This is a genomic window from Chitinophaga sp. RAB17 (assembly GCF_052114225.1).
Lineage (GTDB): Bacteria > Bacteroidota > Bacteroidia > Chitinophagales > Chitinophagaceae > Chitinophaga.
Map to the genome: position 1 here is coordinate 80,554 of NZ_JBFREI010000008.1, position 18,155 is coordinate 98,708.

Annotated in this window: 14 protein-coding genes; 4 read left to right on the forward strand and 10 right to left on the reverse strand. The window is 44.8% G+C overall.

Annotated elements, in window-relative coordinates:
* Positions 1–33: 33 nt before the first annotated feature.
* The 10 genes from AB4Z08_RS24340 to AB4Z08_RS24385 all read right to left on the reverse strand — a co-directional run bounded on the left by AB4Z08_RS24340 (position 34) and on the right by AB4Z08_RS24385 (position 11,151).
* Positions 34–1,851, reverse strand: a complete 1,818-nt coding sequence (locus AB4Z08_RS24340; RefSeq protein WP_441576394.1) for an AMP-dependent synthetase/ligase — start codon at positions 1,849–1,851, stop codon at positions 34–36.
* Positions 1,852–1,882: 31 nt separating this feature from the next.
* A complete protein-coding gene (locus AB4Z08_RS24345) occupies positions 1,883–2,170 on the reverse strand; it encodes a 2TM domain-containing protein (RefSeq protein WP_133807442.1) in 288 nt (95 codons plus the stop codon).
* Between the two features lie 85 nt (positions 2,171–2,255).
* On the reverse strand, positions 2,256–2,921 hold the full coding sequence (locus tag AB4Z08_RS24350; RefSeq protein WP_441576395.1) for a YceI family protein: 666 nt from the start codon (positions 2,919–2,921) through the stop codon (positions 2,256–2,258).
* 64 nt (positions 2,922–2,985) lie between these two features.
* Complete coding sequence (paaN, locus tag AB4Z08_RS24355) at positions 2,986–4,641, reverse strand: phenylacetic acid degradation protein PaaN (RefSeq protein ID WP_441576396.1); 1,656 nt, start codon at positions 4,639–4,641, stop codon at positions 2,986–2,988.
* A gap of 94 nt (positions 4,642–4,735) precedes the next feature.
* Positions 4,736–5,809, reverse strand: a complete 1,074-nt coding sequence (locus AB4Z08_RS24360; RefSeq protein WP_441576397.1) for a tetratricopeptide repeat protein — start codon at positions 5,807–5,809, stop codon at positions 4,736–4,738.
* Positions 5,810–5,907: 98 nt separating this feature from the next.
* On the reverse strand, positions 5,908–6,741 hold the full coding sequence (locus AB4Z08_RS24365) for a CPBP family intramembrane glutamic endopeptidase (RefSeq protein ID WP_441576398.1): 834 nt from the start codon (positions 6,739–6,741) through the stop codon (positions 5,908–5,910).
* 64 nt (positions 6,742–6,805) lie between these two features.
* Complete coding sequence (locus AB4Z08_RS24370; RefSeq protein ID WP_441576399.1) at positions 6,806–8,050, reverse strand: DUF1015 domain-containing protein; 1,245 nt, start codon at positions 8,048–8,050, stop codon at positions 6,806–6,808.
* Positions 8,051–8,187: 137 nt separating this feature from the next.
* Positions 8,188–9,297 (reverse strand): 3-phosphoserine/phosphohydroxythreonine transaminase, encoded by a 1,110-nt coding sequence (gene serC / locus AB4Z08_RS24375; protein WP_441576400.1) that lies wholly within the window; start codon positions 9,295–9,297, stop codon positions 8,188–8,190.
* Between the two features lie 152 nt (positions 9,298–9,449).
* Positions 9,450–10,430, reverse strand: a complete 981-nt coding sequence (locus tag AB4Z08_RS24380) for a zinc dependent phospholipase C family protein (RefSeq protein WP_441576401.1) — start codon at positions 10,428–10,430, stop codon at positions 9,450–9,452.
* A 112-nt stretch (positions 10,431–10,542) separates the two neighbouring features.
* A complete protein-coding gene (locus AB4Z08_RS24385; RefSeq protein ID WP_441576402.1) occupies positions 10,543–11,151 on the reverse strand; it encodes a DUF502 domain-containing protein in 609 nt (202 codons plus the stop codon).
* Between the two features lie 243 nt (positions 11,152–11,394).
* Here AB4Z08_RS24385 and AB4Z08_RS24390 point away from each other — a divergent pair, with 243 nt between their 5' ends.
* From AB4Z08_RS24390 to AB4Z08_RS24405, 4 genes are read left to right on the forward strand one after another with little or no spacing between them, the layout of a single operon-like run.
* Complete coding sequence (locus AB4Z08_RS24390) at positions 11,395–12,006, forward strand: TetR/AcrR family transcriptional regulator (protein ID WP_441576403.1); 612 nt, start codon at positions 11,395–11,397, stop codon at positions 12,004–12,006.
* A gap of 4 nt (positions 12,007–12,010) precedes the next feature.
* Positions 12,011–13,372: a TolC family protein gene (locus AB4Z08_RS24395; RefSeq protein WP_441576404.1), complete on the forward strand. Its 1,362-nt coding sequence runs from the start codon at positions 12,011–12,013 to the stop codon at positions 13,370–13,372.
* 36 nt (positions 13,373–13,408) lie between these two features.
* Positions 13,409–14,533, forward strand: coding sequence for an efflux RND transporter periplasmic adaptor subunit (locus AB4Z08_RS24400; RefSeq protein WP_441576405.1), 1,125 nt, complete (start codon positions 13,409–13,411; stop codon positions 14,531–14,533).
* A 29-nt stretch (positions 14,534–14,562) separates the two neighbouring features.
* Positions 14,563–18,114, forward strand: coding sequence for an efflux RND transporter permease subunit (locus AB4Z08_RS24405; protein ID WP_441576406.1), 3,552 nt, complete (start codon positions 14,563–14,565; stop codon positions 18,112–18,114).
* Positions 18,115–18,155 lie beyond the last annotated feature (41 nt).

Sequence of the window (18,155 nt, forward strand, 5' to 3'; positions counted from 1 at the left end):
CGGGTGGCAAAAGTAAGGGTTTTAAATTAATATTTAAAGACTTTCTATATCTACTTTCCCGTTGGCAGGGGCATAGATCCCATCGATTTCTTTCTTGAATTTTTCCAGGATCACTTTCCGCTTTGCTTTCAGTGTAGGTGTGAGTTCCCCGGCATCAACTGTCCATTCATGGGGGAGCAGTACAAATTTTTTAACCTGTTCAATATGGCTGAAAAACTGGTTGTACTTATCTACTGCCTGTTTGAAGAGGTCCAGTACTTCGGTATTTTTCACCAGTTCCTCGTTGGAGGTGGTTGAAATGCCATGTTTGGTGGCCCAGTTACGCAGGTTGCCAAAAGAGGGGACAATCAGTGCTGCAGTGAATTTGCGGTCTTCACCTACTATCATGATCTGTTCAATGAAAGGCGATTCCTTGAACTTGTTTTCAATGGGTTGCGGTGCCACAAACTTGCCACCGGAGGTTTTGAACAGTTCTTTTTTGCGGTCCGTTATTTTCAGGAATTTATTATCTATCAGTACGCCTATATCGCCGGTATGGAACCAGCCATCTTTGATGGCATCAGCGGTGAGATCGGGGCGTTTATAGTATCCAATAGTGATATTAGGGCCTTTACAGAGAATTTCTCCATCTTCAGCCAGCTTAACTTCCACATTGCTGATAACAGGACCTACAGTGCCAAACATCCTGTCTTCAACATTATAGCGGTTTACGCTGATAACGGGGGATGTTTCTGTGAGGCCATAGCCTTCCATGATAGGAATGCCTCCCGCGGTAAATATTTTCAGTAAGCGCACCTGGCAGGCGGCGGCGCCATTCACAATGCACTGTATATTACCTCCCAGGGCAGCGCGCCACTTGCTGAAAATCAGTTTGTTAGCCAGTTTAAGCTGCAGGTTATACCAGGCTCCCTGGTCTTTGTTGATCTCATATCGTTTGCCGATGTCTACTGCCCAGAAAAACAAGGCTCTTTTGATGCCTTTGAGTTCCAGACCGGTAGTCATAATCCTTTCGTATACTTTTTCCAGGAGTCGTGGCACTGTAGTAAAAATGGTCGGCTTTACCTCTTTCAGGTTATCACCGATGGAGTCCATGCTTTCTGCATAGTAGATGGGCACACCGGAGGTGAGATACAGGTAGGTGACCATTCTTTCAAATATATGATTCAGCGGAAGGAAGCTGAGGGCCTTTGCGTTGTTATTTACAGGCAAATAAGGCTGACAGGCCAGCACATTGCTCATGATATTATGGTGACTGAGCATTACACCTTTAGGCGTACCTGTGGTGCCGGATGTATAAATAATCGTCACCAGTTCTTCGGGAGATATATTTTTCTTTACGGTTTCTATCTGTTCAAAATCCGCTTCGTCGCCCAGATCCACCACTTCTTTCCAGTGTCTGGCGCCTTCGACTTTATTAAAGGTGAATATTTCCCGGATGGTAGGGAACTTATCACGCATGCCATTGATTTTGGTTAAGAGTTCTTTGTCGCTTACAAAGAGAATTCGTGCTGCTGCATCGTTTAGCACGTAGGCCAGTTCGTTTTCACTGATCGTTGGGTAAATAGGAGTGAGCACAGCTCCCAGTTGCTGACAGGCCAGGTCCGTGATTATCCATTCTGGTCTGTTGGGTGAAATGATCGCTATTTTATCTTTTTCTTCGTTGTGTTTGATTCCCGCCCGGATGCCCAGTTTGAGCAGGCCAGAACTGAATTTGAGGGTAATGTCCGCTACTTCTTTTGTACTATATTTTTTCCATTCCCCGTTTTCTTTGCCGGCTAACATATCTGTTTTAGGATAGTTAGCTAATTGGTAAGAAATCACATCAAATAGTCGTTGCGGTTGGTCCGTCATGCTGCTGTAATTTTGTTTTGGCTCAAATATGTCAAATGCGCGTGTGTTGTTGTTCTTTCAGCTTTTCATATTCTTTCAGTGTATCTCCGAAAGGGTCTTTATGATAGGCATTAAAGTATTGAAAAGATAACGCTATTCCCCAGCCCAGTGCTGGCCATACAGGCCATGGTGTGCCATTTGTTTTATCGCTGTCAGTAAGAAACCAAACAGCCCATAACCCCATATTAATAACGAGATATATGATAAGATGTGATTTGAATCCAGCCCTGGCCTTCGCTATACGCCAAAGTCGATCGTCTCTTTCTTGTGTAGTTTCCATTGAAGTCAGTTTTAGGTAATAGTGGTTGTACTAAATTTAAAATATTTTATTGGCTTCAGGGAGAAAAAAACGAAAAAAAGCAGACTTAGCGGGTGGCCTTGATACTAAAGGTGATATTCACCTGAGAGTTGATCAGTTTGTCCTGCAGAGATTTATCTGCTCTGTAACTGATACCCCATTGGGTACGGTCAATATTGAAGTTGGCTATGGCATTGAGCGCCTTACTGCTGAAGGTTACCTGCGCAGGAAAGGAGATGTTTTTGGTAATGGACTTCAGTGTCAGGTTGCCGTTAATAATATGGGTGGCATTTTTTAAGGTGAGATCATCACCCACCGCCTGATGGAAAGGTGCTACACTGGTGATTTCAAAAGTGGCAACTGGATATTTTTTTACATCGAAAAACATTTCGCCTTTCAGCTCCGTTTCCAGTTTGCGTTGCATGGCGGTATCTGCTGCGAGGTCGAGGTCTTGCAGGGAATTCATATTAATAATGAATTGTCCGCCTGTAATGTTACTGTCTTTGACGTAAAGGGCGCCACCGGCCAGTTTCAGGGAACCGTGATGTTTACCGGTTGGTTTGGTACCTGTCCATGTCACCAGGCTGCTGACGGTATCTGGCAAATAAGCGTTGCCAGTACCTGCCTGTACGGTCTGTGCTTCCGTAATCTTCGCCTTGTCAGCTTTAGGCGCCTGTTCGCAGGCAATAATGCCAACGACAAAAAGTAATATTACACATAGCAGTTTTTTCATAAATACATGTATGCTTTAAAAAACAAGCGCCCCTTAAAACCGGGACGCTTGTTAATAGTTTTTACTATTCAGCCAGTTCCCGGTTGCCTACCCACACAAATCGCTTCACTATAAATTCCTGGTTGGTAAAACTGGCATTGCCTGCCGGATTACCGCCGGTAACATGAAAATCAGAAAATGCAGCATGCTGATTTACCCATATAAAGCCAGTGAGATTGAAAGATACAGGGGTAAACACGCTGTTCATCTCTTCCGCAATCTTTTCTTTTGTATCTCCATTGGTGGTATAAGCACCGCAGGTAATAGCACCATATTTCAGGGCCATTTGTCTGGCCAGTTGAATGCTGTGATCTGTATCCCTGGTTTTAATCAACAGGATGACCGGTCCGAAAAGTTCTTTTTCATAGATGGCCGTATCTGCACTGGTGACCTCCAGAATGGTAGGGGCGCATACCCTGGCATTGGCGAATTCTTCATTCACCACCGGCGTGCCTTCCAGTATTACTTTTCCGCCCAGGTGATGGGCTTCTTTAGCCCTGGCAAGGGTACTATCGTTTTGTATGGCACCTAATGTGCCGGCGCCCATCTTAGGATGGTTGACCAGGCCTACTACAGCATCTTTAAATTTCTGCACTACTTCGTTAAAGGGTACCTGCCCATTATCGGTACTTACCCCGTTTTCGGGGATGAAGAAGTTTTGTGGCGCAGTACACATCTGCCCGGAATACAGGCTAACAGAAAATGCGAGATTCTGGATAACAGCATCCAGGTCTTTCACACTGTCGAGTATCACAGAGTTCACCCCGGCTTTTTCTGTAAATACGGTTTTGCCGGGTAGTGATTCTATATAATTACCAAAGGGGCTACCTCCGGTATAGTCTATTAATCTAACTTCCGGGTGCTCACACAACTCTTTGGTGATCAGGTGTTCAGAGCTGTCTGCTGCCAGCTGGCACAGGTTCGGGTCATATCCGTTTTCCTGTAATGCCTGTTGAATGGCACTAACAGCAATGGCTATAGGAAGTATTGCCCTGGGATGTGGCTTTACGATTACGGCATTGCCGGTAATCAGATCAGCATACACGCCGGGCAGGGTATTCCATACCGGGAAGGTAGAACAGCCTATTACGAGGCCGGTGCCTTTCGGAATGGGTTTAAACGTTTTGTATAGTTTGATACTGGTTTTGCCCATTGGCTTTTCCCAGGTAAGATTAGGCGGGTAGCGCTGTAACTCATGATAGCCGGTGGCTACCGCCTCCAGTGCACGGTCGTTGGCATGGGGGCCGGAAGCCTGAAAGCTCATCATAAAGCTCTGGCCGGTAGTATGCATGGTGGCATTGGCAATATCAAAGAAGTAGTCTTTTACCCGTTCCAGTGTTTCCGTAAGAATACCGGCTCTTTCTGATACGGCTACTTTGCCCCAGCTTTTCCCTGCTATGGCTGCTTTTGCGAGCAGGTCATTAACGGCAAAAATGGGATATGTAACGCCCAGCACTTCGCGGGTATAAGGAGATACCTCTTCTCCGCTCCAGCCGGTTTCACCGGTTTGCAGTAGTTGTTTGAAAGGTTTTCCCAGCAGTTGCTGATAGCTCTGAACGCCCTTGGCATGGGCATCTTCGCCGTAAGCTTTAGGATGCTCCGGATATTGCGAATAGAAAGTTCGTTCGTGGTTCGCTTTTACAGCGTTGTCAATAATGTTTTGGTGTTTGTTAACGAGCATATTCAGAATTTGAGATTTACAATTTACGGATTTAGTCATTCAGTTGCTACAGCAACTAAATGACTAAATCTATAAATCAAAAAATGTCTAAATACTAATATCCCGAATTTATCAGCGTAAACCTTCCGTCGTTATAGTATTCGTCTGGTCTTGGCTTTAAAGGATTGTTACGTTGGTAGTTCAGGAATGCATCATAGTCCTGTTTATGTAATCCTATCCATGCTTTATAACCGGCCTGGTTGGCAGCAGGGCCAAACAGCCACTGGTTGTAAGATTCAAACATCCCCTCCCGCAACAGGCTGCGTTGAAAATCGAAGAGGGCAAAAGGATATTTCATGCCATAAAAGCTAAACCAATCCAGCAGAAAACGGGTGCGCACCATTACCAGTACTTCCGGGTCTATTCCTCCCGTTACCACACTCATCTGCTTGCCCATGCTCGTTTTGTAAGCTTCTACAAAGTCAGCGTTGCTTTTTTTGCCCTTTTTATCGTCCGGTAGCATGGCATCAAACAGCGATGGGTCATTGAATAATTTCTTATAAGATTCCAGCACAATGTTCCTTATTTCAGCTGTGCGGGTGGTAAAACTTTCCATATTCATGAAGGTTTCGCCGTATAATATGCACCACAGCGGGTTGTTGCTGAAATCGTATGTTTTGGTGGCGTTGTAGTAGTTGCCCGGAAATGCAGGATCCTGTTCAATGCCTTTGATCCAGCTGCGTAATGCACCATCGTACATTTTAAAGTTCATCAGCAGGGTGCCGTTGTCGTTATATAACTCACCACTGTTGGGAAATTTCTTAAGTGCCCGTTCATACATACGCTGAGCGGTTTTCCATTCTTCCCTGCCTACATAGATATTACCGGCAATCTGGAAAGCCTGTACATCCACGTCCCGGTGGTTCAGTAACGGCTCTACTACACTTTTCGCTTTAATCAGGTCACCTTTCAGATAGAAGGTGAAAGCCAGCTGTTTTTTATATTCATAATTATCCGGCTCCAATTGTAAAGCCTGGTTCAACACCAGGATGGCATTAGAATAGTCTCCACTGCGAATGAAGCCAGAAGCTGTATTGTACAACTCTTTGGCATCCTGTGCAACCACTACCTGTGAGAATAAAACTCCTGCAACTAAAAAAGCTTTCAATAAAGATGACCGTTTGTTCATTCCTTGTCTGTTCGTTTGTTGTAAAAGTAAGGAAAATGGGGTAATGTCCCACGGATCAATCGATGGGTAGGCGAGGCGGAGAAAATATATTTTTTATATTAACTTATTTGTTTATTTGATTCGATGATGTCTTTATTGAAGAAAATAGTCGTTACCCCGAAAATAATGACAGCCATGGCTATCACCGGCAGGAAGCCTGCCACCCGTGTTAACTCGCCCAGTATATTCAAATTATCTTTTTCGCTCATGCTAAGGAGTAAAGAAATAAGACTGAGCATGGCGTTGGAGATAAAAGTAAAGATCAGGCTGCGGGACCGGTAATAAAGCCAGCCGAGGAAAAGGGAGATGGGCAGGTAAAGTAGAATGGACGTAGGATAAATATAGGGAAGCGCAGCTATCAGCGTAATGGCTCCCAAGGCCTTATTAACAGGATATCTTTTTAATAACCCATTCAGAATGATTCCACGGAAAACGTATTCCTGCAGGGCGGGAAGAAGGAATATGAATATTACGCAATAGATCAGTGGATGACGTCGGGAGTATCCATACCCCGTCCAGTCGAATGGACTGGTTTCAAGAAAATATTTTAGGATCGCCACGATCACATATAAAGCCGGCACCATCAGTAGCAACATCCATAAATTATTTCCCTGGGGAATACTTAAAGAGAGTGGGGGCTCGTTCCGCTTTCTTTGTTGGTTATACAGGTATAAGGCTAACAGCGCAACAGGTAGCATTACATTCAGCAAATATGCGGGGCGTACTAATGCCAATAGTAGGAAAGAGGCATAATTAGCAAAAAATAAAAAAAACGCCAGGTTGGCGAAAAAGAGCGCACCGCCAAAGACGAATGCTTGTTTCATGGAAGGATAAGGAGTTACGGTCAACTCAAAGTCATCCTTCAGGAGATCAGGTTGCTGTATAACAGACATAGGTAATGGCGATATAGGTGATTAAAAAATGCCCCTGCCGGGATAAGCAGGGGCCATAAAGATATTAAATAATATGTGTAATCAACCCATCTCTCAGCTTGGGTTCAAACCAGGTACTCTTTGGTGGCATTACGTTTCCGCTGTCGGCAATATCAAACAGTTGTTGAATTGTAACCGGGAATAATGCAAATGCTACTTTCATTTCGCCACTGTCAACACGTTTTACCAGTTCACCTAATCCACGGATGCCGCCTACAAAGTCAATGCGTTTATCGGTGCGCTGGTCTTTGATACCGAGCAATTTATCAAGTATGTTGTCAGAAAGAATGGTCACGTCCAGGATGCCAATGGGATCAGTAGTATAGGTACCTTCTTTGGCTACGAGGCGATACCATCTGCCATCGAGGTACATGCTGAATTCATGCAGCATGGAAGGTTGTTGTGGTAAATGACCAATTTCTTCTACTGTAAAGTCATAGTCCAGCCGCGATAACAGCGCTTCTTTGCTAAGGCCGTTCAGGTCTTTTACCACGCGGTTATAATCCAGTATAGCCAGCTGGCTGGCGGGAAATATGGTGGTCAGGAAATAGTTGATTGGATTTTCTACCGATGTAATTTTCCCGGCTGCTTCAAATTCTTTTTGCACCAGGCTGGCAGAGGCGGCACGATGATGCCCGTCTGCGATATAAGTGCAGGGAACTTTTTCTGCAAACAGGGAAGTGATATCAGTTACGGTTGCAGGTGAGTTGATCACCCATACGGTATGTTGGATCCCATCTTCAGCAGTGAAGTCGTACACCGGCTTATTATGTTCCTGCCAGTGATCTACCAGGGCATTGATTTCCGGCACATCGTTGTAGGCCAGGAATACGTTGCCGGTTTGCGCTTTGGTGGTTTTAATATGGTTAATACGGTCCAGTTCTTTGTCCGGGCGTGTAAACTCATGTTTTTTGATGATGCCGTTATTATAATCGGCAATGGAAGATACGCATACCAGTCCTGTTTGTGCACGGCCGTTCATGACCAGTTTATAGATGTAATAAGCTGGTTGTGCTTCCAGGGAAAGTACTCCTTCGGTTACAAGGCGATGCAGGTTTTCTGCTGCTTTGTCATACACCTGCTGGCTGTGGGTATCTATCCCTTCCGGCAGATCGATTTCGGATTTAGAAACATGATAATATGAATGCGGGTTACCGGATGCTGCAGCTTTTGCCTCTTCCGAGCTAAGTACGTCGTAGGGCCTTGATGCTACTTTTGCTGCCAATTCTTCTGTTGGCCTTAATCCGTTAAAGGGTCTGATAATAGCCATGATGAATGATGTATGAGTGAGGGGTAAATGTAATAATAAAAAACAATGAATGATCATTAACGAATTACGGAGCTGCAGCCAGATATCAGTGAGATTATCTATCCGCAGCTCCGTAATAACCGGGTGTGTAAAATTTTTTACGCCTTCTTCAGGGAGAAGTATTTCATGGCTTCTACCATTACTTCTACACTCTCATAAGGCAGGGCGTTATACATCGATACGCGGAATCCGCCGGAGAGACGGTGTCCTTTGATACCTACAATGTCTTCTTTTTTACAGAATTTCAGGAACTCATCCTCCATTTCAGGCTTATCCATAATAAAGCAGGCGTTCATTTTACTACGGTCTTCCTTTACCACGGTGCCGCGGAACAGCGGGTTGTGGTCAATTTCATCGTAGAGTAATGCTGCTTTCTTATCATTGATTTTTTCAATGGCTGGAATACCTCCCTGCTCTTTTAACCAGCGGAGTGTCAGCATTGAAATGTATACTGCAAAAACAGGAGGGGTATTCAGCATGGAGCCATTTTCTATATGGTTCCTGTAGTCGAGTATAGCGGGTATTTTGCGCGATACCTTGCCCAATATGCTTTTGCGTATGGCCACCATGGTAGCACCGGCGGCGCCCATGTTTTTCTGTACACCTGCATAGATCAGGGAGTACTTGTTGAAGTCCATGTTGCGGCTCATGATGTCACTGCTCATATCTGCTACGAGGGGAACATCAGTAACAGGCGTCATATGCCACTGTGTACCATAGATGGTATTGTTAGTGGTAATGTGCAGATAACTAGCCTGGGGCGGGATGGTAAACTGCTTGGGAATGTGATTGTAGTTGCTTTCTTTGGAGCTCGCCACAACGTCGGCGAAGCCAAACAATTTTGCTTCTTTGATAGCCTTGTTAGACCATACTCCGGTATCTACATAAGCGGCGGTTTCACTGCTTTCCAGCAGGTTCATTGGCACCTGCATAAACTGCGTGGTGGCTCCGCCATGTAAGAAGAGTACTTCAAAGTCGTCATCAAGCTGCATCAGTTCCCTCACCAGGTTGCGCGCCTCGTCCATCACCGCTATAAACGGTTGTGTTCTGTGGCCAATTTCCAGTATAGACATCCCTGACCCTTCAAAGTCAATCAGAGCTTTACTGGCCTTGTACAATACCTCGTTGGGTAATACAGAAGGACCTGCGTTAAAATTATGCACCTTCATGTTGCGATTCAGATTAAATTCATTTTTTGATCTTTCCACTTTGTTTTGGTTTTTCTAAGGAAACGGAAAAAAAACGGCACGGGTATTTTAAAACCTAAGGTGCGTGGTGTAGGATAGGCTAAAAGATGGTATGGGCAAAGATAAAATTTCTTTTCTAATTATTAAGTATTACCCTAAATATTTTAGCCGGATTACTCTTCCCGTACCCGTAGCTTACCCTCCAGCCATTGCTGTTGCAGCTTTTCCACCTCCTGTAACTCTTCCGTAGTAAGGGTTGTATGCGTCAGCTCCCGTAAAGATGGCTGCCCTGCATTTACCCAGGCAGTATACCAGGCAGCAGCTACCCCTGCAATGGCATTTTTCATTCTCCTTTCTACCATGTCTCCCATAGAAAGATAATAAGCTTTCGTATAGTCATCGGCGTAAGTACGTACCAACACCCCATTTCGGTTTTCATAAGCAAAACGACGGCCCGGAGAAAATTGTTGACTTAATCGTTTTTCGTATAACAGTACTGTGTCTGCCTCCATTCCGCTTACCCGGATAATATCCCAGATAAACTTGCGCGGCTCCGGAATATATTCCGCTTTGCCAGCCCAATAATCAAACTCCTGATCAGCCAGCAGCTCAGGAATGCGCGACTCCCATAAACCATGAATCCCCTGCTGACCGGTAAGCTGACCGTTGTGATTGGAGCATACATGCAGGGGTACATGCGCATCTGCAATATAGTGCCCCAGCTCAGCCGATAATCGCAAAATGCGCTGCTGGTCTTTTTCCCGGAAAGCTTTGGTGAGCATGGCCATCATCTTTTCCAGATGCCACGGTAATATGCCATTTCGGTTCAGCGAATCAGCCGTATACCGTGCTACTGCGTCTGTCCAGGCACGGGGAATATGATCATACGGAGGTTTGTCAAATAAATCAATATCGATGAAGTGCCGGGCCCCTTCTGCAGCTACCGCATAGCGGCGCTTATCCGGATCCGTGGCATGCACGGTAATGTACTCCAGCTGCGGCTTGTACAATACCAGCATTTCCGGCGGCAAACAAAATACTGCCAGCCGGTTGATTCGCTGATGCGCAAAGAATCCCCAGGCACGGGCTTCTGCACATGATAATATCATTACAACAAATAATACGGAAATACGTACGTAGGCGTGGGTTAACATATGGCTATATTTTTTGGGAAGACGAATATAGCCATTTTCGCTTTTTCAAACCGACGGATAACCAGATTTTTTCCAACCGGAAAAACCATTTGTCATCCGCCGGGAACGCGTATTAAATATTTGTTACGCCACCGCTTACGGCAAATTTCATCGCCTCTCCGGCAGATACATTGGTCAGTGCTTTGACCCTGTCTTTAGGCACCATAAATACTTTGCCGGTAATAGCATAGGCATGCGGCACATATACTGCCATATATCCCTCCAGACCAAAATTGCTCACATCCGCCTGGGTGATGAATCCCATCTCCCAAACATCTACTCCGTAAATCTGCACCAGCACCGGATGGTCAAATTTTTTCTTCTCACCTACAAACGCATCAAACACATCTTTGATAGAAGTGTAGATGTATTTGATAAACGGTGTCCGTTCCAGCAGATGATCAAATAAGTCAAAAATCCGCCCTATGATAAAGGAAGAACTGAGGTAACCTACTCCAATGATCAACAGCAGCACCGCCGCGAATCCTACCCCTTTATATTTCAGAAAACTAAAAGAAGCGCCTTCCGGAATTAACTCTTTAGGAATGATATTATCTATGGTAACAAACGCCCAGTACAATGTAAGCGCCGTAATCCCAATGGGCGCCAGTATGAGCAGTCCCTGAAAGAAGTAACGCAACAGTCTTGATGCAAATACTTTAAATCTAAGCTTTGGCGACATGGTTCATAATTAGAAGCGCAAATTAGTCAATAATGCGCGGAAAGTATAAAAGCCATGCATCCGCGCAATCATATCACACCCCGTCCTGATCATTTTCCGCTAAACTTTTAACTGTTAACCTTTATAATATCAGTTTATTATTGAATGTTGCCACATGTAAAAAATAATTACTGGAAACTTTGGAAGTTTGGAAAGTTTCCATAGTTTTGTTGTGCATAACAACAGGGTTATTGCTGTAAAACTATGGAAGCACAGGAACGCATTATGGACACGGCTTTCAGCCTGTTTCGTCAATTTGGTACCCGCTCAATTACCATGGATGATATCGCTGAAAGAATGGGCATCTCCAAGAAAACATTGTATGCCCACTTCACCGATAAGGATGATATGGTCACTCAGACCATCAGCCGGTTCATACAAGTGGTAAATGAAGAATGCCTGGCAGATCGCCAAAAATCCAGGGACGCTATCGAGGAGCTTTTCCTGGTAATGGATATGATCGACCGCCGGCTGCGCAATATGAACCCCGTCATTATGCTGGATCTCCATAAATTTCATACAAAAGCTTTCCAGGCTTTCGAGGAGTACCAGAATAACACACTCGCTACCATGATCCGGGAAAATATGGAAAGAGGCATCAGCGAAGAGTTATACCGGCCGGATATCGACATCAGAATATTAACACATTACCGCATTCATGCCTGTATGATCTGTTTTAAACCGGAACTCTTCCCGGGTGGATATGATATGAATAAAGTACAGAGAGTGTTGCTCGAGAATTTTTTATACGGCGTGGCTTCTCTGAAAGGATATCAGCTTATTGAAGAATATAAACAACTATCGCAAAATAAATAATACTATGGTATCAATCAAAAGGCTCACCAGTATGGCTTTTATGGTGTGGCTGCTGTCAGTGGCCATCAACGTCAGGGCCAAGCAACAGCAGCATCTCACTGAGCCAATCAGCCTGTCTGCCAAAGAAGCGGTAGACTACGCGCTGGCTAATCAGAGCTCCGTGAAAACTGCCAAACTGGATGAACTGATACAGCTGGCTAAAAATAAAGAGATCAGTGGTTTGGCATTGCCTAACATCGCAGGAGCGGGTTCTTATCAGTATAACCCAATGGTGCAGAAACAAATGTTTAACGCCAAGAACTTTGGTTCTCCCGTTGATTCCTTTACTGCCGTATCATTCCAGCTCAAACACAATATGCTAGGAGAAGTAAAGCTGACGCAAACTCTCTTTGACCCCAGCGTACTGGTAGCATTGCAGGCCCGGAAAACACTGGAAATACTGGTGTCACAAGGTGTTACAAAAAGCCAGATTGATGTAAAGTCAGAGGTATATAAAGCATACTACAATGTACTCTCTGCCAACAAAGCATTGACCATCCTTTCTGAAAACGTTAGCTCACTGGAAAAAATCCTTGGTGAAACCAAAGAGATTTATAAAAACGGGTTGGCGGAAAAACTGGATGTAGATCGTCTCGTAGTGCAATACACCAATCTACAGACAGAACAAACCAAACTCCGCAACCTGATTGAATTGGGGGTTGCCTCTCTGAAATACCAGATGGGAATGCCACTCAAACAGGCTATTATATTGAAGGATACACTGTCCACCCAAAAAATTGTGGAAGATGTACTCGACATGGATAAATTCGATTACTCCCAACGTATCGAATACCAGTTGCTGGAAACACAGAAGAAGGCGAATGAATACGATCTGAAAAGATATAAGATGAAAGGTTTGCCATCATTGCAACTGTTCGCATCTACCGGTGCACTCAGGGGCAGTGATAAATTCGATTACTTTCAGAGCCCGATGTGGTATGGTTACGTAAATACAGGACTCAATCTCTCCGTACCCATCTTTACCGGCCTGCAACGTAAGCGCCAGGTAGATCAGGCATGGCTGACCGTTAAGAAAAGTGAAGTGGCTATTGAAAATGCCAAGTTGGGAATAGACCTGGAAAGAGAACAATCAGCTTCTACTTTCCGCAACAACGTACTCACCCTGGAAGCACAGGAAAAAAATATGGGACTGGCGCAGGATGTGTATCATACCACCCAGATCAAATACAGGGAGGGCGTAGGTTCCAGCCTGGAAATGACGACTGCTGAAAACGATCTGCTCACTGCACAAAATAATTATTTCACTGCTTTGTTCAATGCGATCGTTGCTAAAATAGATCTGCTGAAATCATACGGCAAACTATAAGCTCAACTATTTCAATCACCATTCACTACTAATAACATGACCAAAAGATATTCTTTCCTGATCCCCTTCATCACACTTGTACTGGCTGCCTGCGGCGGTGGTGGCGGAAATAAAGCGGAACAGCTGCAGCAGTTGAAACAGGAAAAAGTAAAATACAATGAAGACATCGACAAGAAAATTGCTGCACTTGAAAAAGCGGTAGGCAAAACAGACTCTGTGCAGAAAATGAAAGATGTCACCGTTACTGAAGTAACTGATACTTTATTTGAACATTATATTGACGTACAAGGTAGTGTCGACGCCCGCGAAAACGTGAATGTTTCTGCCCGCGTACCAGGAGTGATCACCAGCATATCCGTAAGAGAAGGACAAGCTGTAAGTCAGGGACAAACATTGGCCCAGGTAGATGACCAGGTGTTGAAAGCTAACATGGCAGAACTCCGCACACAGATGGAACTCGCCAACACCCTGTTTGAAAAACAAAAGAATTTGTGGTCGCAGAAAATAGGATCTGAAGTACAATATCTGAATGCCAAAAATCAGAAAGAAGGTCTGGAAAGGAAAATGGCTACCCTGCAGGATCAGCAATCACAAACCCGCATCATTGCACCCATCAGTGGTACAGTGGATGCCGTAATTGCTAAAGTAGGTGATAATGCTGCGCCAGGCAATCCCGCCTTCCGCGTAGTAAACGCCAATAACCTGAAGATTACTGCCAACGTAGCAGAAGCATATGCAGGACTGCTGAAAACAGGCGACGCTGTAGTGATTGCATTCCCGGATATTAACCGTGAAATACGCAGCAATATCAGCTTCGCTTCCAGAACCATCGATCCGCTAAGCCGCACTATTAAAATTGAAGTGCCGCTGAAACCAGATAACGGCCTGCGTCCCAACATGATTGCACACATCAGGATCGTAGATTACACCGCCAAAAATGCAGTAGTGATTCCCGTAAGCGTGATCCAGTATACTTCCGGTAAACCATATGTAATTGTTGCACAAAATGCCAACGGTAAACTGGTGGCACAGCGTAAAACAATTGAACTGGGCCGCACCTATAATGACAGGGCAGAAATAAAAACTGGTTTGGGTAAAGGGGATAAAATTATCACTACAGGTTTTCAGGGGCTGAACGATAACGACCTGATTAAATTATAAAGCTGCTTCAAACAGCTAAAATCAAGTGTATGCAAGATAATCTCAATAAAGAATTTAAGCCTACCAGTTGGGCCATTGATAATAAGGTGAGCATTTACGTGGCCACCATTATCATTGCGCTCGCAGGTATCCTTTCCTATAATAGCCTGCCGAAGGAACAGTTTCCGGAAGTAGTGTTTCCGCAGTTCTATATCAATACTGTCAATGCCGGTACTTCTCCGGAAGATATGGAAACAACGATAACGAAACCTATTGAAAAGCAGTTGAACGGTATCTCCGGTGTGAAAAAAATCAAGAGTACATCCATGCAGGATTTCTCTGCGATCACCATCGAGTTCAATGCCAATGAAGATATTGAAGCTGCCCGTCAACGGGTGCGTGAAAAAGTAGACGATGCCAAAAAGGATCTGCCAACGAACCTTACACAGGAACCGCAGATCGTAAAAATCGATGTGTCGCAGATTCCTATCATGAACGTAAACCTCTCCGGTGACTTTGACCTGCAAACCCTGAAAAAGTATGCAGATGATATGAAAGATCGTATTGAGGCACTCAATGAAATTACCCGTGTAGACCTGGTAGGTGAACTGGAACGTGAGATCCAGATCAACGTGGACAAATACAAAATGGATGCGGCTAAAATCAGCTTCGATGATATCATTCTCGCCATACAGGGTGAAAACATTACCATCTCCGGCGGTTTAGTGGCAATGGATGGTCAGAAACGTACCCTCAGCGTAAAAGGAGAATATAAAGATCCTGCACGGATAGGTAATATCGTGGTGCGCGGACAGTCAGGTGCTACAGTATACCTCAGAGATATTGCCAGTGTGGTAGATGGCTTCCTGGAGCAGGAAAGCTACGCCCGTTTGGCAGGTAAGAATGTAATCACGCTGAACGTGATCAAACAGAGTGGTAAAAACCTGATCGATGCATCTGATAAGATACAGGCGATTACGAAAGATATGCAGGAAAATTATTTCCCTAAAAATCTGAATGTAACCATCACCGCAGATCAGTCTAAATCTACCCGTGTAACCTTGCACGATCTGATTAATACCATCATCATCGGCTTCCTGCTGGTAACCCTAATCCTCATGTTCTTCATGGGAGCAGTGAATGCGATCTTCGTGGCGCTGTCGGTACCTATCTCCATGTTCATTGCATTCCTGCTGATGCCCACGTATGGCTTTACGCTGAATATGATGGTACTGTTCTCTTTCCTCCTGGCATTGGGTATTGTGGTGGATGATGCCATTGTGGTTATAGAAAACGTGCACCGCATCTATAATGAGCGAAAAGACCTGGGTATTGTGAAGGCGGCCAAGATAGCCGCGGGAGAGGTCTTCCTGCCGGTATTTTCGGGTACGCTTACCGTATTGGCGCCTTTCGTCCCATTACTTTTCTGGCCTGGCATCATCGGTAAATTCATGTTTTACTTACCGGTAACGCTTATTACCACACTGGGTGCTTCACTGGTTGTAGCTTATATCATCAACCCCGTTTTTGCTGTTGATTTTATGGACCGGCATGAAGGGGAGAATCATCCCAAGCCGAAGTTCGATAAGAAATTCACGATTCTCTCTGCTGTGTTTGCAGTATTTGCGCTCATCGGATATGCCAATGGTAGTGTGGGAGTAGGGAACTTTGTAATTTTCCTTTACCTGGTCATTTTGCTGGAACGCTTCTGGTTAGGTGGCGTGGCTCGTCGCTTCCAACATGGTTTCTGGCCTAAAGTGCAGGAGCGTTATAAAATTATCCTGAAGTGGTGCCTGCTGGGATGGCGTCCTGTATGGATTGTAATAGGTGCTTTCGGCCTGCTGTTTTTCAGTATCGTGTTAACGGCTATACGAAATCCGAAGGTGGTATTCTTCCCGCAGGCAGATCCTAACTTTATATACACTTACATAGAATTACCGAACGGTACTGATCAGAAATACACGGATTCTATTACCAAGATTGTGGAGAACCGCATTACCAAAGTGGTAGGAACGAATAACCCTATCGTGGAATCTATTATTTCCAATGTGGCCAAAGGCGCCGGCGATCCTTCGCAGATGGACATGAGTGTACAACCACAAAAAGGTAAAGTAACGGTTGCCTTCGTGGAATTTGGCGCCAGAAATAATCAGTCTACTGTACAGTATCTTGACAAAATCAGGGACGCTGTGAAAGGGATACCGGGTGCCAACATCACGGTAGAACAGGAGCAGGGTGGTCCGCCAACAGGTAAGCCCGTGAATATCGAAATCACCGGTGATAACTTCGATGAGTTAACCAATACTTCGTTCAGACTTAAACGTTACCTCGACTCCTTACAGATTGGTGGGGTGGAAGAACTGAAAAGTGATTTCGAAGATAACAAGCCGGAGATAGTGGTGAACATTGATCGTGAAAGAGCCAATGCAGAAGGTATTTCCACCAGACAGATTGGAGGAACCCTCCGTACTGCCTTGTTTGGTGCGGAAGCATCCAAGATCCGTGATGCGAAAGATGAGTATAAGATCATGGTAAGGTTAAATGAGGCTCAACGGAATAATATCAACAACCTGATGAACCTTAACCTGGTATACAGGGATATGAATATGGGCGGGGCTATTCGCCAGGTGCCACTGTCGGCGGTAGCGGACATTCATTATTCCAATACCTATGCAGGTATCAAACGTATAGATCAGAAACGTGTTATTACGCTGTATTCCAACGTATTGACGGGCTTCAATGCCAACGAGGTAGTGCAGCATATCGAAACATCCCTGCATGACTTCACGCATCCTTCTTCGGTATTGATTAAGATGACAGGAGAGCAGGAAGATCAGCAGGAAACGATGAACTTCCTGTTGATGGCGATGCTGGGTGCATTTGGCCTGATCCTGATGATCATGGTGACCCAGTTTAACTCTATTGGTCGTCCGATGATCATCTTAATGGAAATCCTGTTCAGTATTATCGGGGTGTTCCTGGGCTTCTCCATCTTTAAGATGAGTATTTCCATAGTAATGACCGGGGTGGGTATTATGGCGCTGGCGGGTATCGTGGTGCGTAATGGTATCGTACTGGTGGAATTTACAGATTTGCTGATTCAGCAAAAGATGCCGGTAAATGAGGCGGTAGTGGAAGCGGGAAAAACCCGTATGACACCGGTGGTCTTAACAGCTATTGCTGCGATATTGGGGCTTATTCCGCTGGCAGTGGGCTTTAACATTGACTTTGCGTCATTGTTCAGTGAGTTCAAACCACATATTTTCTTTGGGGGAGATAACGTAGCGTTCTGGGGGCCTTTGGCCTGGACCATGGTATTCGGGTTGGTGTTTGCCACTTTCCTGACACTGATTATGGTGCCGGTAATGTATGCCATGAATAAGCGTTCTATAGATGTATTGGATAAGTATAACATGCCACGGTGGCTCAAGTACGTGCCATTCCTGGTGTTATTTATAAAAATATTCATGAAGCGGTCAGACGTAAGGATGTTACACGATCCTAAATATTTGTCTGCCAAGCCATATGATTTCTTTCCGGAACCTGAAGTAGAAGAGGAGCCGGTGAATGGGAAGAAAGTGGGTGGAATCTCCGTTAATTAAGTTTTTTTTCAATACAGTGTAACAGTTGTAGGTTAACAGTC